The organism is Acinetobacter lactucae (genome assembly GCF_013122135.1).
In the GTDB taxonomy this organism is placed as follows: Bacteria; Pseudomonadota; Gammaproteobacteria; order Pseudomonadales; family Moraxellaceae; genus Acinetobacter; species Acinetobacter lactucae.
The window spans coordinates 3,017,291-3,037,678 of record NZ_CP053391.1; the positions used below are offsets into that span (position 1 = coordinate 3,017,291).

Below are 20,388 nucleotides of genomic sequence, written 5' to 3' on the forward strand. Positions count from 1 at the left end.
GACAAAGCAAAAAATGAACTTCTTGTTGACTTGAATAACATTAACAATTCGAACATATATAATAATTTCGATTCGTTCAGTAAGACACTTCAATCCTGCTATTACTATAACTAGATTGTTACTTTGAAGTGTTCATTTTAACTTAGGCAAATTATATTTATGAGTATATCTGCCTATTTATAATCAAATCACTATGTGTAAGGACATAATCAAAAATCGAATCAGCTTTTTCTTTACGCTCGTTATAGTTAAATGTTTCCCATGATAATTCTTCAGTCAAAATAATTTCTGAATTCAATACTTCCATTAATTTAGCTTTATTACTTTCTTGATTAATCCAATTCACACCTTGAGATAAAGTCATTTGAATCTTTTTCAATAATTCCTGCGCAATTTTTTTAACTGCTTTTTCTTCTGTCTTTGATAAGTTAGGTTTTTTTAACTTATCAAATAAAGTTAGCTCCAAATCATTATCTAACTCTTCTCTTACATAACGAGTTTCCTCTTCAGATAAGTCTTCATATACTTTCATAAGTTCTTCAAAAACTTTTTGAATAGTCACATCTGATATGTCTTCATTAATTTGTGTAATAATCTTCTGATAATCTTCACAAAATTCTGCACGATCACTATTTATAGCAGTAAGACGAGCCAAAGCTTTTTCAATACGTTCCTGCAGTTCCATCAATACAATCCGCTTATGTTTGAGTTTTTCAAATTCAACTTTTAAACGATGAAAATCAATAGCAGATAAATCATATTCTGCATTTTTACCTTTTTTGTCCTTAGCATCTAGATGATGATTTACATAATTCTGAATCTGTCTCAATTCCAACGTAATATCAGATCCATCTTCTCGTTTAGATAATCTACGGTAAATGGCTTTTAATGTGTTCAGGTCTGCCTGAAATATAGAAAGTTCATCACACGGCAAAAGACTTTCTTTACGTAAATCTAAATCATTAAACATTGTAATAAATGTAACTTTAACTTCCTTGGTAACCGATAGTGCATCTTTACATTGTAAAAGTAATTCCAAGCGATCATCATCTGTTGCAGTTTTTAAAGCTTCGTAAGGGGCTTTTTTAGACTTAGTATATTTAATTAAATTCTTCAGATATACGCCAAATTCAATTAATAAGTTTGGCTTATCATGTAATGGATCAGTTTCAACTTGTTCTGTTTTCCCAGCAGAATTCTTACCAGTTGAAAATACAGCCAATGCGCGTCTTAAACTCTGTAGCATTCCATTATAGTCAATAATCGTCCCTTGCTTTTTACCTGGTGCTACTCGATTTGCTCGTGCAATTGCTTGCATCAATGTGTGGTTTTGCATTGGCTTATCAATATATAAAGTTGATAATGACTTCACATCAAACCCTGTGAGCCACATTGCGCAAACTATCACAAAGCGTAACGGATTGTTGCTATCCTTGAACTCTTCATCTAACTTACGCTCTTGCATTAGTTTCCGATGTTTCAAAATATCCAAAGCCTTACTATTATGGTCATTGAACTTTGCAAGCTCTTCAATTTCGCTTTGCTCACTACTGACCACAACTGCAAACTTGGTCTCTTTCATCCATGCTAAATGTTTGCGTTTTTCATCTAAAATATCTGGATCGTTAGAGTGAATGATTTCCTCTTCTGCAAGGTCTTTTTCTTGTAACTCAATCGCTAACTGCCATTTTTCAGTAATCAGCTCATACATTTTCAAGCAAGTATTACGGTCTAAACAAACTAGCATACCCTTATTACAAGGTGATTTATCCGTACCAAGTAACCATCGCTCTTTATAATGATCCACAACATCTTGCGCTACGATCTTTAAACGCTTCGGTGAAGTTAGAATATTATAGTCATCACTTGCTTTACGAACTAATCGTTCAATATCCGCTTCACTTTTGCCCTTTTTCTTAGCATCATCGATTACTTTCTGAATACGTTGATTTAACTCATCAGAATTAGCAATACTCAGCTGAGCACCATGATTTTCGTAAATTAGCGGTACAGTTGCACCATCTAAAATGGCGCGTTTAAAGTCATAAATTGAAACGTAATCACCGAACCATTCTTTGGTTTTTTGATCTTCTGGAGAATCCATTAATGGTGTTCCAGTAAAACCTAGATATTTAGCATTTGGTAAAGCAGCCCGCATATTACGTGCCAAATCACCATATTGACTGCGGTGTGCTTCATCAGAGATCACAATGATATTATCCGCAGTACTATATGGTTCTGTCACAAGCTGATTAAACTTATGTACAGTCGTAAAGATATATTTATCATTCGAGTGTGTAAGCTTTTTACGAAGTTGGTCACCACTTACCGCCTGATCATTGACCTTATTTGATTTACCACAATCGCTATAAAGCTTAGAAATCTGGTCATCTAATTCAACACGGTCAGTAATAATCACAAAACGGTAATTTGACGAGATTTTTCTTAGCAATTTTTCAGTGAAAAATAGCATTGAGAAAGACTTACCTGATCCTTGGGTATGCCAGTAAACACCTAACCGGCCTTCATTACGCTCTTTAATATATTTTGGGTCTTGGCTTACAAGCCTTTCAACCACACGATTCACCCCTAAATATTGGTGATTTTTAGCAATAATTTTAATGGCTTTATCACCTTCACCTTCAAAAGTAATAAAGTTCTGTACTAAATCGAGTAAACGTGTTTTATCTAAAATCCCAAATAACAAACGTTTAAGCTGATTAGTATTTGCTGCTGGTTCTGCCTCATCTTCATCATTACGTTTCCATTGTCCATAGAACTCAAGTGGAGATATAAATGTGCCATATTTTGCTTCTTCACCATTGGATAAAATCGTAACCGCGTTAAAGTCAAAAAGTTGAGGAATTTTATCCTTATAGTCTGTCAAATTCCCCTTAAGGGCACGATTGACATCTATATCTACACCTTTAAATTCAAAAAACACCAATGGTAAACCATTTACAAAGCAAATTAGATCAGGACGCTTACGCTCTAACGTAACTGCGCTTTTTACCCACAGTTCATCAACTGCATGGAAAATATTATTGGCAATATCATTAAAGTCGATGATTTTAATTGTGTAATCTTTTAACTGACCAGTTTTAAGATTTTTTGCCTGTGTCTTATATCCAATTAAAAGATCATTTTCATAACGATATCTATTCTCAGCAATTGGATTAGCATTATAACTGCGACGATCTTTTAAATACTTAATTGTATTTTGAATGGCTTCTTGAGGCACATCTGGGTTCAATTGCACTAATGCTTGTTTCAAATCATCTAGCAAGACTACTTGTTGCTCAGACTCACGACCAAAGATGCTTTTTCCTGATTTCCACTCATCATCATAAGCATGGGTTGTACGCCAGCCTAGTTGTTCTTTTAAAATTTTGATAGCCGGTTTTTGAATCAGATTTCCTTCGGAAAATTGTGCATATGCCATAATATAAATTTATAAAAATTAGAAAGTTTCTTTTATCGAATTTAACATAACTCATATAAAAAAACCTGTGAATTCACAGGTTTTTTTAGTTTATTGGATACTTAATAGTTTAGAAACATCGAGTTCACCAGACATAAGCCGAGGTAGCAAAGTTTCTTTCAACTTAAGTAAATGCATGTTTTGCTTCATCAAATTCAATATTTTTTGTTCCATTGGTTCTACTATTTTTTGAAAATGTTGTTGAATTTCCATAGTAGGGCACAACAAATCAATTCTACCGATCACTTCACGCTTCAATTCAAGTTGGTTTGTTGCACCTTCACCCAAGGTTTCGATATAACTTTCCAGATTTGATATTGCTGCACCGAACCATGCGGAAGAAATTTCGTTTAATGGCCTAACAATAGTGACATGTGTATCTACCGTAGTATCTGACAAATTCTCATGAACTTGGGTTACACGTCCTAAAGTTCCAGCACCTGTCGAGTTGATTAGTACATCACCTTTCTGAACCAATTTTGAAACTGGTATTTCTTTGTCTTGTCTTCTTGCAAATTCAAGATTTAATTTATTATCTCGAATACACTTTTGATTAATAACAATGCTACTTCCAGACTCATCATTGTATTTTGGTGTAATACCTCGACTAATCAATTGGGTCAATTGATTAATCGGCTTTATTTCCCAACCTTCAGGAATATCATCAACAAGTTTGATGTTTTCATAGCTAGGGAATTTAAAATTATGGAACCACTCAAAATATAACTTCTCTATCACTAACTTATAACGGTTAATTAAATCAACATTACAAACTACTAAATCATCTATTGTCCCTAACACATCAACTATTCGATTTTGAATAGCTAATGATGGGCATGGTATTGGATACATTAATAACTTTTCAAGATTAAGATTGTCTTGCGCTGCACCTTGAGAAATTTTCTGTAAATTACGCTGAAATAAACTATAAAAATACTTAACGTACTTCACATTAACTTTAGTTTTATCTGCTACAAAACCAATAATACTATCTGGAAAACAGGCTTCCATATCTAATATTGCCGTATCTGCAATGTTTGCAGCAATAGTGATACACAATGTACCTTTTGGCCACAATTTACTCTGCGCTAATCCCTTCTCATTATACGTTTGAGAATATTCTCGAATATATAACTCGGCTTTCTTTACATCTGCTGTCTGAATAAATGGATACTCTCCGCCATATAAACTTTCATCATTTCTGGGACGATGTTTAGATTTACCTCTTCCAACAAATCCTAATTGTTCTAATGGAATGTACTCAATTTGCATTAAAACAATTCCTTTAAATTAAGAGTTAATTTATTGTGCAAAATTTGAGATGACTGATTTAATTCATTTATCTCAACTAATAAACGAAGAACCTCTTCAACTACATTTTTATTGATAGAACTAATCTCTTCAATTCCCACATAACGCCCTGGTGTAAGAGAATAATCCTGTGCCTTAATGTCCTCCTGTGAAGCTAGCTTACATAAACCAGCAACATCAGCATATACACCTTCAGGAAAGCATTCATACAACCAAGTAATATTAGCAATACAATCAACTAAAGCTTTTTCCAAGCACTGCACTTGATCTTGAATTGTTTCAGGCTCTCCTTCTGCCGATGTATTCAAATCCCTCAATAATGCAACGACCTCTTTATTGGCCCATCGTTTTTTATCTTTTTTGGCATACAAACTATCAGCTTGTGCAACCAATGCCAAAGCCTCAGATTTTGTTGTATTTAATTTATTAAATACAGCTTGTGTCTGATTTTGAGTATTTTGCAAAGTAGTAAAGATGACAATAATTGCAGCATGGTCTTGAGCATCATTAAGTTTTTGGCGTAATTTTTCGACATTTGGTAAAGCATCAAGAAGTGCAATTTTTTCCTCTTCAACAAGCTCTGAATCAAGACCTTGCTGAGCTTTCAAAGCAGACGCTTTTAACAATGAAAGTTGCTCTGTTGTGATTGGCGTTGGCTTATCTTCAGCTTCTTGTTCTTTCTTCGACAGCTTGTTTAGAATATCAATCGATGTATTTGAAGCAAATTTAGCAACGTAATCCACAACAGATTTAGATGAGCGTAAGTAATCTTTATAAACCGCTCGCATCTGCTCAATTGTTTCAAGCATAGTATTGATATAGCGACGTAGCAAGTTTTGATATTTATTGTGCTCCTCACGATATAACCACACAATCGCATTTAAAGCTTCTAACTGTGACTCACTAAAAATATGCGATTTTGCAGACACTACAGTAAATATATTACGCGCATCTAGCATCAACACTTTATCTTTACGGCTTTCAGTTTTAGATTTATCAAAGAACCAAAGCGCACATGGTAAAGAACGAGTATAGAAGAATTTTGGCCCAATAGAGACCATAATATCGACATGACCAGTTTCAACCAATTTTTGACGAATTTCTTTATCTCGTCCACCTGCATCCGATGCACTTGATGGCATAACAAAACCAGCTCGACCAGACTCATTCAAATAGCTATAAAAATACTGAATCCACAAACTATTTGCATTTGAGACTTGCTCATTTTTTGCATCATTACCATCATTACGCTTACCACCAGACTTAGATGTCACGCCTGGTAAACCAAAAGGTAAACGTTTCTTCTCAGCAATCGCTGCTTGAACAATTTCTAATGCTTTTGGTTCAGGCTTACCTTTTTCATGCTGTGGTATAACGTAAACATCATTCTTACATTTGCTTGCATCAACCGCATCTACGTTAAATGGAGGGTTCGCCATGACAAAATCACATTGTCCAATATAGTCTGACAGTGCACTATAAAACGAGTTGCCTTCCACAATGTTAGAGGCATCTAAACCATGCACAACCATATTCATGATGGCAAGTTTTTGGTTGTTTTTAGTTTTTTCCTGACCAACGAATTGCATCTGATTATGCGTGTGATTTTGCTCTTGGAAATGCGTTGTTTGAATAAACATACCCGCAGAACCCACCGCAGGGTCAATTACCAAGCCATGATCTGGTTCAATAAAATTAACAATAGTACGCACCAATGATGGAGGTGTGAAAAACTCCCCTCCTTCTTGTGCACCCGACTGAGCAAATTTATTTAAAAAATATTCATAAATTTTACCAAAGACATCACCCTCAGCATTTAATAGTGTATCTCGGTTAAAAATACGAACAACACGCTCTAATAGATCTTCTTCAAAATGCTGATAAGTCTTAGGTAAAATACCTTTTAAAACTGGGTTTTGAGTTTCAATTGATTCCATAATTGCATCAAGTTCAGCACCCAAGTTATGACCTGTTGGTAAGTTTGCCAAATAATCAAAACGTTGTTCTGGATTCAAATACAAAGCACTCCGTGCCTTAAAAGCAATCTCTAATTGCTTTTCAAATGCTTCCGCTGGCATTTTATTTTCATCAACAAGTTTTTGATAACTTGCCATTTGATGATCTTTTAATAATTCTTTTTTTAGCGAGTAAAAACGTGAAGTTGCATGGGACAAGAAAATGATACCCAAAATTGGTTGAGCATATTCCGTTGCTGTTAATTTCGAGTTCGCACGCAGGTCATCCGCTGCTTCCCATAAATCTTTTTCAATCAAAGAGATGTTCATATTGCCTCAATTCAATAGTTTAGGTCAGAGACTGGGATTGGTTTGCTTTATCTGACACCAGAAATGTATTTCAAACGCCTATCACCTAAATTCGATAATGTATAAGAAACTTTGAGTAAGCTAATACTAGCCCTCATGTGTGCTTTTCAAAATCTGATTAAATTCATCCGTGATTTGTAAATATTAAATTTTTTACCTTGAAGCAAGTTTGGCTCTTACTCAAAATCAAGCTATTTAATTTCAATATATTCAGCAAAATATTTCGCTCACTGTAATCTATATCTATTTGCTTTGATCTGTTGCATGATGAGATCCTTTGGCCATAGCTCATATAAAAAATCGACTCAATTTATTAGTCATAAACAAAATGATAGTCTATAGAATCTCAAAGATTATTTTCTTACCTGTGAACAGACATTCTTCATATTTAAATAACATAAGAATTTACCCTTATTTAAGCGAAAATCAGATCGAATAGTTTTAAATAAAATCATAAAGGATAGTCAACAAAAAAGCCTTTAAACGTTGAATTTAAAGGCTTTTTTATTCAGTGATACACTTCTGAATAGAATTTTGGTGGAGATGGCGGGAGTTGAACCCGCGTCCGCCAGCATTACGCTCGAGAATACTACATGCTTAGATATCGTCTATTGTTTTAACACCAAGTGACCCGACGAACAGGGTACAAGTTGCGATCCTCTAAGTTTGGTATAAAGCCCCGAGGCTTGACTCTATACGGACTTGTGTGCGTGCGCTACGGTCGGGTTCCTAAACCACAAGTATTCTAGGAAGCGGACAAACTGCCCTTAGGCAGCTAGAGCGTAAGTTTCGTCGTTTGCGACTAAAATATGCAAATTTGATTTACGAGAGAAAATGCGCTCTCGGCATGCATCTATGAGTTTCATCACCAGCGTCGAAGCCAATAACATCCCCATGAATGTCTGAACATCATAGCATAACTAAAATAAAATACTGTGCATTTTATCAACAGTCTGCTACTGATGAACATATTTACATAATGGAGAGCCTTTTGTTTTTTTCAAGGCCTCTCATAAAAAAGCTGCCAAAAATGACAGCTTTTTTAAAGTTTGATCTATAAGGCTCCATTGCCTAACACGATCCCTTCACGGCGTGGGTCTACCCCACCTGCGTATTTACTCTGATTATTTATATTTACTTTCATAATCGTTGAAATACCACTGGTTTGCGCAGTGTTAGAAATGCCATGCCCTTTTGCTTTTAAGCCTTCAATCAGGTCAACTAAGGAAAGCTGAACGTTTGAGCTATCCACATTGGTGTTTTTGCTATTAGTCGCACCAAAGTTAACAAGCGAAGTGGCCTGCTGTGCATTTAAGTTCCAGTCCAATGCACCCACCAAAGTTTTAACTACATATTGAATGATCGTGCCGCCACCTGGTGAACCTGTTGCCATATAAAACTCATCTGGCGTGGTGCCTTTAAACACTAAAGTTGGCGCCATGGTACTACGTGGACGTTTGCCCCCTTCTACACGGTTAGCAACCAGTGCCCCAGTGCTGTCATAAGGATTCGCGCTAAAGTCAGTTAACTGGTTTGACAGCAAGAAACCATCCACCATGTGGAAAGAACCCATGCTCGATTCAACAGTCGATGTCATTGAAACCACATTGCCATAGGCATCTACAATGGTGAACTGCGTTGTACCATGTTCAACAGTGGTATCGACTCCCGAAGCTGGGTTGAAATTGCCTGCTGGCGCAACGCCCATACTTTGGTTCGGGTTAATCAGTGATGCACGTTGTTTCAAGTAATTTTTATCAATAAAGCTTGCAATACCCTGTGCTGGTAAAGGCACAAAGTCAGTATCTGCCACATATTTGTCACGGTCAGCGTAAGCCAAACGCTCCGCCTCAGACACTAAGTGCACACCCATCACATCCGGCACACCGCCTTCATTTTCAGGGTTTTTAGGTGGATAGAGCGACATATCAAAGTTTTCTAAAATACCCAGCGTTTGCGCAACCGCAATCCCTCCCGAAGATGGAGGTGGCATGGTACATACATAGTAACGGTCACGGTACGTCGTGCAAATCGGGTCGCGTTTTTTAACCTGATAGTTTGATAAATCCTGCAAGGTCATCAAACTTGGGGTAATTGGAGTTCTTGCTGGGTCATCACCTACGGTTTGGCCTGCTTTTGTCACAATGGCTTGCGCAATTGGCCCAGTGTGCAATGCATTTGCACCTTGCGTGGCAAGTGCTTCTAGTGTTTTTGCATATTCTTTATTGGTCATGATTTCACCGACTTTACGTGGTGAACCATCTATATAGAAATAGGTTTTCATTGCATTTGCATCGAGTGCCAAGCTATTTGCATTACTTGCAATGGCATCTGCCAAACGACCCGGAATACGGAACCCGTTATCAGCTAAACCAATGGCTTCATCAAACAACTGGTTCCACTTGAGTTTGCCGTGTTCTTTTTGTGCTTGTTCAAGCAAACGCATTACACCTGGCACACCAATCGAGCGACCACTACGGCGCGCACTTGGGACAGGTGCTGGTGAATTTGGGTCATCCATATTCTGGCGAATTAAATAATATTCGTTGGCTGCGGCTGGTGCGGTTTCACGACCATCATAAGCCGTGACCTGCTTGGTTTTGGCATCGTAATACATCATAAAACCACTACCCGCAATGGTACTCGACTGCGGCTCGACCAAACCAAGCACTGCTTGTACCGCAACCGCCGCATCGACTGCACTACCGCCTGCTTTTAAAACATCACAACCTGCTTTTACCGCAAGTGGCGTGTTTGCCACCACCATATATTTATCTGAATATTTAACCGTGTTACCCAGTCTATAACCTGATGCACCCTCAGGCGCGGCTGGGTCACCATTTTGGTTTGAGCCCACCACCACGCTTGAACCGTCTTGTGCCAGTTTGCTACAACTGGTGGGGTCATTATCTACAATTAAATTGGGCGGAGTTGTATTTGAGTCATCCTTGGGTTGATCTGAAGAATCATCTCCACATCCTTGTAATAAACCGACTGCTAATAAACTACTGAACAAAAATGAATATTTTATATTCACGTGATAACTCCAATATATACGCTTGCCTATCCATGCAATTGCCATGCAAGCTTCTCTAGTTTTCAGGTCTTCAGTTTTTAATCTATGATAAAAATAAAGTTTTAATAATATTAAATGATTAAGGGTGTTTATTTTGTGCTCTGTATGATATCTCCTTGTTTGCTATCACACTCTTTTATAACTGATTTGCCCAATTCTGGCATGCTTTATTTCTTTAAATACAGGCAAAATCTGCTATTTATAAACTCGCTCACTTTGTAGTAGGCCTAAAAAAAGCACCTCCGAAGAGATGCTTTTTGATGATTAGTGAGAAGGCATTCCGCCGACATCCCCTTTGGGTTTTGGACACAGCCAAATGACCAGCCCCGCAAAGACAAATACCATCGCAAACAGCAAAAATACATGGTTCGCCGACATGGTAATCGCTTCTTTATCGACAAGGTTGGAAATAATTCCAAGCGTCGAGTCAGCCGTAAAACCATTTTGCATCAGGTTATTTTGAACTTCGGTCGTGTTTAGATTTGACACCATTTCACTACGTGCAACTTTGGCGTGGTCGTCCCATACGGTCACTGCAATTGAAGCACCAATCGCCCCTGCCATGGTTCTTAAAAAGTTCATGAGACCCGCAGCAGATGCAATTTCTTGCTGGAGTACCGAACCGAGTGCAATGTTCGACAGTGGAATAAAGAAGAACGGTACAGCAAAACCTTGCAGGATTTGCGGCCAAGCCAGTGCCATAAAGTCGGCGTCTGTGGTCCAGAATGCCCGCATTAAGGTCACACCACCCAGCAAAATTAAACCAAAACTTGCCAGTGCGCGTGGGTCATGTTTGGTCGAAAGCTTTGCCACAATCGGTGACATGGTCAAACTACCAAAGCCCATGGTTGCGGTTAAATATCCGGCCCATGTGGCAGTGTATGAAAGGTTCATTTGCAGCCACTGTGGAATCAGTACAATACTGCCAAAGAACGCGCCAAAGCCAAGCGACAAGGCCAGTACCGATATTGCAAAGCCCATATGCCTAAAGACTTTGACATCCACGACGGGGTGTTTGTCGGTGAGTTCCCATATGAGGAACACCACAAAGCCAATGGCGGCAGTTAAAGCCAAAACGATAATGCTGGTGCTGTTAAACCAGTCGCGTTCGTGCCCTAAATCGAGCATGAGCTGTAACGCACCAATCCACAGAATTAACAAACCTAAACCGACAGTGTCGATTCTTAAAGAAATGGTTTCTGTTTCAGCCACTCTTAACAAGCGCATTGCTGCTAAAACACAAATAATCCCAACCGGTAAGTTAATAAAGAAGATCCAGTGCCAAGACAGGTTGTCACTAATCAGACCACCCAAAATTGGCCCTAAAATTGGCCCAACCACAGTAGTCATCGCCCATAGGCCCATCGCCTGTGCATGCTTTTCTTTAGGGAAAATACGCATCAGCAAGGTTTGGCTGAGTGGCATGAGGGGGCCACCGCATAGACCTTGTCCAATACGGAAAAACACCAGCATGCCTAACGAGTTTGCTAGGCCGCACAAAAACGAAAAAATGGTAAAACCAATCAGGCCAAAAATAAAAACCCGAACGGTACCAAAGCGCCCTGCAAGCCAACCCGTTAAAGGTACACAAATCGCTTCTGCAACTGCATAGGACGTAACAACCCATGTGCCTTGTGTACTTGAAACAGCAAGGTTACCGGTAATATGCGGTACAGATACGTTGGCAATGGTCGTATCGAGCACGACCATAAAGTTCGACAAGGCAATAACAAACGCTGCCAGTATTAAACGGCCACCGCTTAGTTCGGCAAAAGGTGTTTGCGTTTTCATAAGCGTTTACTTCGCAGATAAGTCGACTTTTGCTTCCATCGACAAGCCAACACGCAGTGGGTGTTCAGCAAGTTCTTTCGGGTCAAGTGCAATACGAACCGGTAAGCGTTGAACCACTTTAATCCAGTTTCCTGTTGCGTTTTGAGCCGGAATTAAGGCAAAGGCAGAACCTGTACCACCAGAGAAGCCTACCACTTTGCCGTGATATTCAACGTCGTCGCCATATAAATCTGAAGTCAGCGTGACAGCCTGACCCGGACGGACTTTTTTCAACTGACTTTCTTTAAAGTTCGCATCTACATATAAATCATTCAGCGGCACAATCATCATCATGCTCGTACCCGGCGCCACACGTTGACCGACTTGAATATTACGACGTGTCACCACACCATCCACTGGCGCACGAATCACGGTACGCTCCAGATCAAGCTGAGCTTGTTCAACATGCGCTTGTGCAACTTGTACATCCGGAGTCGAAGTTTCGCTTACACCCTGAATTAACGCTTCGTTTGCAGCTAAGGTGCTTTCGGCAGCTTTACGGCTCGAAGACGCTTGCGCTAAACCAGCTTTGGCAAGCTCTAGCCCCGCTTTGGCTGTTTCAACTGCACTTTGTGCTTTAGTGAGTTCTTCTTTAGACACTGCACCAGATGCTGCAAGCTGCGCACGGCGGTTGAGTTCTAAAGCAGCTTTGTCATAGTCTGCCTGTGCTTGTGCAACTTGTGCTTTGGCACTGTTAATTTCGTCAGCACGAACCACAACTTGAGAGTTTAAAGAGCTACTGTTTGCCGCAGTTTGTTTGTATTGACGTTTTGCTTTGGCGAGCTCTGCCTCAGCTTGAGCCAATGCAATTTTGGCATCACGATCATCAATACGAACCAGCACGTCACCACGATGTACCGTTTGGGTATCTTTTACGACAACCTGAGCGACCTGTCCGCTCACCATTGAAGTAATTTGCGCGGTTTCTGCACCGACATAAGCATTATCCGTACTCACCGAGTGATTTAAAAATAATGCCCAGATTGCATACAAAATAGCGGCGATCAATAAAATCAGCGCAAAAAAACCAAGAAATTTTTTGCGCTTGTTTTGATTGTTTTCATCCGAGGCAGATGTTGTTGGCACTGTTTCTTGTACATTGCTTTGTGCATCAGTCATGGTATGTTCCTAAAGATGAGTTGGCTTTGCCATCAATCTCGCACTACACCTTGTTATAGAGTTTTTATTTTTCTATAAACAAGACATACCGCATTGTCAAAGGAGCCAATTTTAACGCTAAAACCTCATAATATGAGAATAAAAAATTATAACTAATGCGTTCGTTCTAATTAAATTAATGTTTATCTCAAAGTTTTTATGAAAATTTCTGCTTTTTAAACACTAAAAAAAAAGCGCACTTGGCGCTTTTAAACAGTTCAATTCATTACTTAATAGGCATATGAGGCAATGCCCGCAGCAATCGGCTTATCTTCATCATTGACCATGGTCATGCGCATGGTGCAGCCCTTACGACCTAAGCGGAGTACTTCGGCACGTGCAATAAAATATTTACCACGCCCTGGTGCTAAATAATCTACACGCATGTCGACTGTTGCCAAACGCGACACTTGCTTAATGGTTTCAGTTAAAGTTTCGGGAGTTGAACGGCGATATAGGTGTTCCATTGCCACAATTCCGCCAATACTATCGAGCAAAGTTGCAGCAACACCGCCATGCAAAATCTGAAATGCCAGATTGCCAATCAGGTTGGGTTGCATCTCGATATAGCCTTCAATGTGCCCATCCACCACACGCATAATCATTCCACTATGCTTAAAAAAAGGAGAGCTATTAAACGCCTTACATAATTGGTTGAGTACGACAGTTAGGTCAGTTTTTGCACCTAAATGGATGTTCCCAGTCCAATTTTTCTTTTCATCACTCATACGTTGCCTAAATTTAAAAGCATGATAAACACCCATAATTTTGTACAAATCCAGCATTATGGGGCTACAATACAGCAATCGGTTGACAGTAATGGAATATCCGCCAACCTATCCTAGTGTAATACCGAACATCGAGATTGTTATGACTTATACGTTCAATCGTCCTGCATTTCCAGCCACTCGCATGCGCCGTATCCGTAAAAATGACCAGTTGCGTGCGATGGTCAGCGAAACACAGCTCACTACCAATCACTTGATTTATCCAGTATTTGTATTACCGGGACAAAATCAGACCCAAGATATTCCAAGTATGCCAAACATTCAGCGTTTGTCGGCAGATTTGTTACTGAAAAAAGCTGAAAGACTTCTGGAATTGGGCGTATCAAAACTGGCTCTTTTTCCAGTTACCCCGCAAGAAGATAAAAGCCTCACCGCAGAAGCTGCATGGCGTGAAGATGGTTTAGTACAAACCACTTGCCGTTTGCTTAAAAAAGAATTACCAGAAATGGTGTTAATCACTGATGGTGCCCTCGACCCATACACCACGCATGGTCAGGATGGCATTATTGATGAAACAGGCTATGTCCTCAATGACGAGACTGTAGAATGCTTGATTAAACAAGCGTTAAGTCACGCAGAAGCAGGTGCCGAAGTGATTGCACCAAGTGACATGATGGATGGTCGTATTGGCTCGATTCGTCAAGCTTTAGAAGCCAATGGTCACATCTACACCAACATCATGGCCTACTCTGCAAAATATGCATCTAGCTTCTATGGTCCATTCCGTGATGCTGTTGGCTCTGCATCCAACCTAAAAGGTGGTAATAAATATAACTACCAGATGGACTTTGCCAACCGTGCCGAAGCGTTACATGAAATCGCGCTTGATATTCAAGAAGGCGCCGACATGGTGATTGTAAAACCAGGCATGCCATATCTGGATGTGGTACGTGAAGTGAAAGATACCTTTGGTGTTCCGACATTCATCTACCAAGTGAGTGGCGAATACGCAATGTTAGCTGGCGCAATTCAAAATGGCTGGTTATCAGACTCAGTGATTTTAGAATCACTCATGTGCTGCCGCCGTGCTGGTGCAGACGGAATCTGGACTTACTTTGCAGAAACCGCTGCCGAAAAACTCAAGGAAATGAACTAAGTTCGCAGAGAAAGGATAACACTGCATGCATATTGCAATCATTGGCGCGGGCATAAGTGGATTAATGTCTGCGCTGGAGTTGGTTGAACAAGGCTGTACGATCAGCATTTTTGATCAACAACAAGCGGGACAAGCAGCCTCTTGGGCTGGCGGAGGTATTCTCTCTCCGATGTACCCGTGGCGCTATGTGCATGCAGTGAACCAACTTGCTCAATTTGGTAAAGCCTCGTATCAAGCATGGAACCAAAAACTCTACCCTATTACAGGGATTGATTTTGAAATTCATGACACAGGCATGCTTATTTTTGATGAAGAGGATTTTGACGTTGGGCTTTCTTACGCAGAGCAACATCAAGAACCGATGCAGCGCTGCGAATATTTACAGCGAGATGCATTAGAACAAGTTAATCCACATATTTCCGATCAGTTTCAAGAAGCGATTTATTTCCCCGAACTGTCTAATATTCGCAATCCACGCGTTTTACAGTCCCTGATTAGCTATTTAAAACAACATCCAAATGTTGAATTTTTTGAACATGCTGCTGTTAAAAAACTGATTCAAAATGATGATGTGATACAAGCCCTACAAACCGAAGATGGACGCAAACATACAGCAGATCATTTTGTAATAACTTCGGGTGCTTGGAGCCATTACTGGAACTCACAATTACAACTCGAAATTCCAGTCGAACCTGTTCAAGGCCAAATGCTGTTATTTAAAACCCCTGCTCACTGGTTACCGACCATGTGTATGAATCGAGTCATGTATTTGATTCCACGTATGGACGGTCATATCGTGTGTGGGTCTAGCATGGCCCATCGTGGGTTTGACACCTCTACCGATGAAACCACCCAGCACAATATTTTAGAAGCATGTTTAGAAATGGTGCCTGAACTAGCCGATTTCCCGATTGTACAGCGCTGGGCAGGCCTCAGACCAAGTTCACCAAATGGCGTTCCCTACATTGGCAAAATGCCTGAAATGGACAACCTATGGGCAAACTTTGGTCATTTTAGAAATGGTTTATGCATGGGCGCAGGCTCTGCGCAATTGCTCCGTCAGCTTATGCTAGATCAACCAACATTAGTTGATGCCAAAGCATATTCCCCAGAGCGTTTGCAAAATAAAATCTTAGCCTGACGCGAGTATATTCTCTAAAGCCATTTTTAATTGAGGATAAGCAAACTCAAATCCTTCTGCTTGCAAGGCAGCAGGTTTAACGTACTGCCCATTTAAGATCAATTGCGATTGTTCGCCCAACAAACAGCGAAAAACCGTGCTCGGCGCTGACAACAGTGGTTTCTTATTCAAAACCTCAGCAGCTTGCTCAACAAATACCTTTTGAGTCACATTTTCTGGCGCTACAACATTGTGAATTTGAGCAGATTGAGGATGCTGAAATATAAACTCGATGGCGTTTAACACGTCTTCAATGTGTACCCAGACCACAGGCTGACGGCCACGACCAATTTGACCGACCAAATTGAGTCGAATCGGAAGCAACATTTTAGGCAAAATACCACCGCCCTGCCCAAACACCACCCCTAAACGAATAATTTTAGTATTTTGCTGAGCATCTGCTAAAGCTGCTCGCTCCCACTCTTGGCAAAGCTGTGACATAAAAATAGGCTGTGGCGAGCATTGTTCAGTGCACACCTCTGCCCACTTTTCTTGATCATCTATACCGTAATAACCAATGGCCGAACCAGAAACAATTACTTCAGGAAAAATTTCAGACTGCTTGAACCACGCATATAGCTTTCGTGTCGTATTTACACGGCTTTCAATGAGTTGTTTTTTACGTGACTCTGTCCAGCGTTTTTCGCCAATATTTGCACCTGCCAAATTCACCACATAATCAATTTGCCGTGTCAAAATATCTTCAAACTTTTGCACCCACTGCAAGGCCGGATGGTCAGATGCCTTTCCAGCCTGCCGTGTCACAGCAATCACGTTATAATTTTTTTGTAGTAGGAACTTAATTAAATGCGTTCCGATAAAACCGCTGGCACCCGTAATTAATACATTCTTATTCATATTTCCTCCTAAGCTGAGGATTCAAGTTTTATTTAATTGTATAAGACTCATTTATATTTAATCGTATGAGTTTTCGTAGTGATCTATTGCACGTTAAACATTTTGTTTGCCATTCGCTGTGCTTGTTTGCCATAAAACCAGTAAGTAATTAAATAAAGCGGAATAGCTAACATTAAAAGCATAATCACCATAATGCTTAAAAATTGAGGCTGTTTGAGGTAAAGCATAAAGTTTTGCAGAATCTCAGGGTCTTTTCTGGCAAATAAGAACAGGCCAAATAAAACGCCACATAAGTTATACCCCCAAAAAATGAGAGTAAAACCTAAAGTAAATTTCTTTTTTTCTTGTACAGTCGGAGCACGACGTTCTTTCTTTAAAAATTTAAATAAGACAAAAATCATTGCGCCTAAATATGGAACGGCTGTTAAAATACCGCCTACACTCGCTGGTAATAATGCTGCAACAACACCTACAATTAAGGTAAGCACGATGCATAAACCAAAAAACCAGAGAAAGTAAGAACGTAATTTGGTCATATTTTTGCCTAATTTATGGGTTCAAAAAATAATTATAAATTTTTTTCGATTTTTTTTCATTTTTCTGTCAACCAATCCTGATCTCTTGACGTTATATAGGGTAACAAGGTCGCAGCAACCGAATACTTCCTTTGCACGGCATCCGCAAAATTGTTTCGGTGACCTTTCATTACGACGCTTTTCTTCCTTCGGATTAGGTTTTGTTAGCAGCCGAAACCCTTGATGAAGCTTTTGACCGACGATTCTCTCATCACTCGAATCGTCGGTTTTTATTTTTTAGCACTTTTATTTATTTTACGTTCAACATACACAATCGTGCTTTCATGGCTATAAAAGCTATGCGTATACTTTTTTTACCATAAAAATATGATTTAAATAATATGAACAACATTGCCTATTTTGAAATCCAGTCTTCAAACCCTGCCCGCGATGCGCAGTTTTACCAAGCTGTGTTCGGCTGGCAATTTAAACTTGATGAAAGCTTACCGATTGAATATTACCGCATAGAGACACCTTCAATGATGGGAGGACTATTAAAACGCCCTGCTCAAACACCTCCAATGGAATATGGCACCAATGCATTTACCTGTTCGATTCAGGTGGAAAACTTTGATGACATAGCTGCCAAAATTTTAGCGCAAGGTGGTATTGTGGCGATGGATAAATTCGCCATTCCTGGTCGTGCTTGGCATGGTTACTTTGTCGACTTAGACCACAACGTTTTTGGTATTTTCCAAATCGATGAAAATGCAGCTTAAAGCTTTTATTTTAACGACTCTATTTATTTTTTAATGTATAGCCACCGGCTTTTTATCGGTGGCTATTTCATATTAATTATTCAGCAAAGCTAAAACTGGCTTCACATGTAATTGGAAAATTCACCGAATTGGCAATCATACATTCGTGATGTGCTTCTTCATGTAATTTTGCTGCAAGTTCTTGATCGGCACCTTTTTCTAAAACAACTTCTGGTCTTAAAATAATTTGGGTAAAGTGACCACGTTTAACTGGATCTGCATCTTCCATAAAGCCAATTGCTTTATCGACATAACTCAACACATGAATATGGTTGACTGCACATAGGTGCAGATACCAAAGCTTATGACAAGCTGAAGCTGATGCAACCAATAAATCTTCTGGGTTCCATCTGGTCACATCCCCTAAATAGGCTGGGTCTGATGAACCTTGAATAGTGGCCTTTTGAGGATGCTGAATACTAAAGTCTCGTTTATATGAACGATAAGATGAAGTGCCTGTACCCGTATTGCCTTCCCACTGTATTTTCACTTGGTATTCATGAATGGTCATTTTGTTCTCAAAGTTCATGGTTTAAGTCGATAGTAACAAAGCAAACTTTAAAGTGAAAAATTTAATTTAAGTTTCAACTTAGGCTTAAATAACGAGCACTTTAAAATGTCTTGATAAAATCTCCTGCCAATTTATGCTAACGTATCTGTGTTTATTTTGGCTTGATGTCTGTTTCTATGTCCGTACATTTTCTACATACTTCTGACTGGCATTTGGGGCAGTTTTTTTATAATCATTCACGCCACTACGAACACCAACAATTTTTAAGCTGGTTGCTCACTCAAATTCAAGAAAAACAACCGCATGCCCTACTCATCGCCGGCGATATTTTTGATGTCATTAACCCGGGCTCTCAAGCACAAAAACAACTTTACCAATTTTTAGCAGATGCGCATCGTATTGCGCCGCACATGCAAACACTCATGATTGCCGGTAATCACGACTCAGGCTACCGTATTGAACAGGTCGAGCCACTATTAGAAAAATATAATGCAAAAACCGTGGGCGTGGTTCGCTGGAATGAGGATAAAACCCTAGATCTCGATCGACTACTTTTACCTATCTATAATCAAAATCAAGATATTGTGGCGTGGTGTCTTGCCCTGCCTTTTTTACGTTCAGCCGAAATTACGGGCTTTAATGAACATACCACCAACAGCAAAAATGCGATTGCCTATTTGCATCAGCAACTGATTGCCGAAGCAAAACGTCGTAAAACACCAGACCAAGCGCTGATTTTGATGTCGCATGCCCACATGCAAGGTGGAGAAACATCTGACTCTGAACGCCCAATTATTATTGGTAATGAAGAGGCACTTTCGACGACTTTATTTGAAGATGCGGTCGACTATGTCGCTTTAGGGCACTTACATAAACCACAAAAAGTGGGTCAGCCACACATTCGTTATAGCGGTTCACCCATTCCGCTTTCTTTTAGTGAAATTAACTATAAGCATCAAGTGGTCGAGGTCAAAATTGACCCAGCTCAAGAGGCAGACAGCCGTTTGCAATTTGAAGCTGTAGAAATTCCGCGTTGTATACAGTTGCACCGCATTCGTGGTGAATTAAACGAAGTGCTACAACAACTCAAAGCCTTGCCAAACGGCATGATTGAAAATATTGACCACCGTGAATATGTCGATATTGAATATTATAGTTTAACGCCGCCGCAGCCCAATTTACGACAGCAGTTTGAAGCAGCCCTACCACCTGACCGCTATCGTTTAGTGCGTATTTCTCGTCAATATGTGAATAAAAACGCTACCGATTCAAATACCACTCAGCAAATCGCACTTGAACCACCAACACCAGAAAAACTCTTTCAAAATATCTGGGAAAAACAAGGTTACAGCGCCGATGATGCGGTCTTAAAAGATTTTCTAAGCCTAGTACAAGAAGCACAAAAACATCTTGAAAATGATGCAACCCCTTAAGGATATGTC

Annotated in this window: 14 protein-coding genes and 1 other RNA gene; 4 read left to right on the top strand and 11 right to left on the bottom strand. The window is 39.6% G+C overall.

Annotated elements, in window-relative coordinates; translation table 11 throughout:
• Positions 1-157 precede the first annotated feature (157 nt).
• The 8 genes from HLV59_RS14125 to HLV59_RS14160 all read right to left on the bottom strand — a co-directional run bounded on the left by HLV59_RS14125 (position 158) and on the right by HLV59_RS14160 (position 13,908).
• Positions 158-3,442, bottom strand: a complete 3,285-nt coding sequence (locus tag HLV59_RS14125) for a type I restriction endonuclease subunit R (RefSeq protein ID WP_171430230.1) — start codon at positions 3,440-3,442, stop codon at positions 158-160.
• Between the two features lie 90 nt (positions 3,443-3,532).
• A complete protein-coding gene (locus HLV59_RS14130; protein WP_171430231.1) occupies positions 3,533-4,753 on the bottom strand; it encodes a restriction endonuclease subunit S in 1,221 nt (406 codons plus the stop codon).
• A complete protein-coding gene (locus tag HLV59_RS14135; protein WP_171430232.1) occupies positions 4,753-7,077 on the bottom strand; it encodes a type I restriction-modification system subunit M in 2,325 nt (774 codons plus the stop codon). The genes HLV59_RS14130 and HLV59_RS14135 overlap by 1 nt, the downstream gene beginning before the upstream one ends.
• A gap of 574 nt (positions 7,078-7,651) precedes the next feature.
• Positions 7,652-8,010: a transfer-messenger RNA gene (ssrA, locus tag HLV59_RS14140) on the bottom strand.
• Positions 8,011-8,170: 160 nt separating this feature from the next.
• Positions 8,171-10,153: a gamma-glutamyltransferase gene (ggt, locus tag HLV59_RS14145; RefSeq protein WP_216606729.1), complete on the bottom strand. Its 1,983-nt coding sequence runs from the start codon at positions 10,151-10,153 to the stop codon at positions 8,171-8,173.
• Positions 10,154-10,456: 303 nt separating this feature from the next.
• On the bottom strand, positions 10,457-11,983 hold the full coding sequence (locus tag HLV59_RS14150) for a DHA2 family efflux MFS transporter permease subunit (RefSeq protein WP_171430233.1): 1,527 nt from the start codon (positions 11,981-11,983) through the stop codon (positions 10,457-10,459).
• 6 nt (positions 11,984-11,989) lie between these two features.
• Positions 11,990-13,141, bottom strand: a complete 1,152-nt coding sequence (locus tag HLV59_RS14155) for an EmrA/EmrK family multidrug efflux transporter periplasmic adaptor subunit (RefSeq protein ID WP_031947580.1) — start codon at positions 13,139-13,141, stop codon at positions 11,990-11,992.
• 269 nt (positions 13,142-13,410) lie between these two features.
• A complete protein-coding gene (locus tag HLV59_RS14160) occupies positions 13,411-13,908 on the bottom strand; it encodes a thioesterase family protein (RefSeq protein WP_016144547.1) in 498 nt (165 codons plus the stop codon).
• Positions 13,909-14,050: 142 nt separating this feature from the next.
• Here HLV59_RS14160 and hemB point away from each other — a divergent pair, with 142 nt between their 5' ends.
• The gene (hemB, locus tag HLV59_RS14165) at positions 14,051-15,064 is read left to right on the top strand and encodes a porphobilinogen synthase (RefSeq protein WP_171430640.1); all 1,014 of its coding nucleotides are present in this window, start codon (positions 14,051-14,053) and stop codon (positions 15,062-15,064) included.
• A 25-nt stretch (positions 15,065-15,089) separates the two neighbouring features.
• Positions 15,090-16,205: an NAD(P)/FAD-dependent oxidoreductase gene (locus HLV59_RS14170; RefSeq protein ID WP_171430234.1), complete on the top strand. Its 1,116-nt coding sequence runs from the start codon at positions 15,090-15,092 to the stop codon at positions 16,203-16,205.
• Here the strand turns inward: HLV59_RS14170 and HLV59_RS14175 are convergent.
• The gene (locus tag HLV59_RS14175; RefSeq protein WP_171430235.1) at positions 16,197-17,102 is read right to left on the bottom strand and encodes a TIGR01777 family oxidoreductase; all 906 of its coding nucleotides are present in this window, start codon (positions 17,100-17,102) and stop codon (positions 16,197-16,199) included. The two genes, HLV59_RS14170 and HLV59_RS14175, sit on opposite strands and share 9 nt — an antisense overlap.
• 83 nt (positions 17,103-17,185) lie before the next feature.
• Complete coding sequence (locus tag HLV59_RS14180) at positions 17,186-17,638, bottom strand: ABZJ_00895 family protein (protein WP_016144543.1); 453 nt, start codon at positions 17,636-17,638, stop codon at positions 17,186-17,188.
• 380 nt (positions 17,639-18,018) lie between these two features.
• Here HLV59_RS14180 and HLV59_RS14185 point away from each other — a divergent pair, with 380 nt between their 5' ends.
• The gene (locus HLV59_RS14185; protein WP_151747728.1) at positions 18,019-18,396 is read left to right on the top strand and encodes a VOC family protein; all 378 of its coding nucleotides are present in this window, start codon (positions 18,019-18,021) and stop codon (positions 18,394-18,396) included.
• Positions 18,397-18,472: 76 nt separating this feature from the next.
• Here HLV59_RS14185 and HLV59_RS14190 read toward each other — a convergent pair whose 3' ends face one another.
• Entirely contained in the window at positions 18,473-18,946 is a 474-nt protein-coding gene (locus HLV59_RS14190) for an OsmC family protein (protein WP_216606775.1), read from the bottom strand.
• A gap of 164 nt (positions 18,947-19,110) precedes the next feature.
• On the opposite strand from HLV59_RS14190, the gene HLV59_RS14195 reads away from it, so the two are divergent.
• Positions 19,111-20,379, top strand: a complete 1,269-nt coding sequence (locus tag HLV59_RS14195; protein WP_151747726.1) for an exonuclease SbcCD subunit D — start codon at positions 19,111-19,113, stop codon at positions 20,377-20,379.
• The last annotated feature ends 9 nt before the right edge of the window (positions 20,380-20,388 follow it).

Excerpts from the sequence above, each read along its gene's own strand:
- HLV59_RS14170 (WP_171430234.1), top strand. The coding sequence starts at position 15,090 with ATGCATATTGCAATCATTGGCGCGGGCATAAGTGGATTAATGTCTGCG.
- HLV59_RS14190 (WP_216606775.1), bottom strand. The coding sequence starts at position 18,946 with ATGACCATTCATGAATACCAAGTGAAAATACAGTGGGAAGGCAATACG.
- HLV59_RS14130 (WP_171430231.1), bottom strand. The coding sequence starts at position 4,753 with ATGCAAATTGAGTACATTCCATTAGAACAATTAGGATTTGTTGGAAGA.
- HLV59_RS14155 (WP_031947580.1), bottom strand. The coding sequence starts at position 13,141 with ATGACTGATGCACAAAGCAATGTACAAGAAACAGTGCCAACAACATCT.
- HLV59_RS14175 (WP_171430235.1), bottom strand. The coding sequence starts at position 17,102 with ATGAATAAGAATGTATTAATTACGGGTGCCAGCGGTTTTATCGGAACG.
- HLV59_RS14125 (WP_171430230.1), bottom strand. The coding sequence starts at position 3,442 with ATGGCATATGCACAATTTTCCGAAGGAAATCTGATTCAAAAACCGGCT.
- HLV59_RS14160 (WP_016144547.1), bottom strand. The coding sequence starts at position 13,908 with ATGAGTGATGAAAAGAAAAATTGGACTGGGAACATCCATTTAGGTGCA.
- HLV59_RS14180 (WP_016144543.1), bottom strand. The coding sequence starts at position 17,638 with ATGACCAAATTACGTTCTTACTTTCTCTGGTTTTTTGGTTTATGCATC.
- HLV59_RS14150 (WP_171430233.1), bottom strand. The coding sequence starts at position 11,983 with ATGAAAACGCAAACACCTTTTGCCGAACTAAGCGGTGGCCGTTTAATA.
- HLV59_RS14185 (WP_151747728.1), top strand. The coding sequence starts at position 18,019 with ATGAACAACATTGCCTATTTTGAAATCCAGTCTTCAAACCCTGCCCGC.
- HLV59_RS14135 (WP_171430232.1), bottom strand. The coding sequence starts at position 7,077 with ATGAACATCTCTTTGATTGAAAAAGATTTATGGGAAGCAGCGGATGAC.
- hemB (WP_171430640.1), top strand. The coding sequence starts at position 14,051 with ATGACTTATACGTTCAATCGTCCTGCATTTCCAGCCACTCGCATGCGC.
- HLV59_RS14195 (WP_151747726.1), top strand. The coding sequence starts at position 19,111 with ATGTCTGTTTCTATGTCCGTACATTTTCTACATACTTCTGACTGGCAT.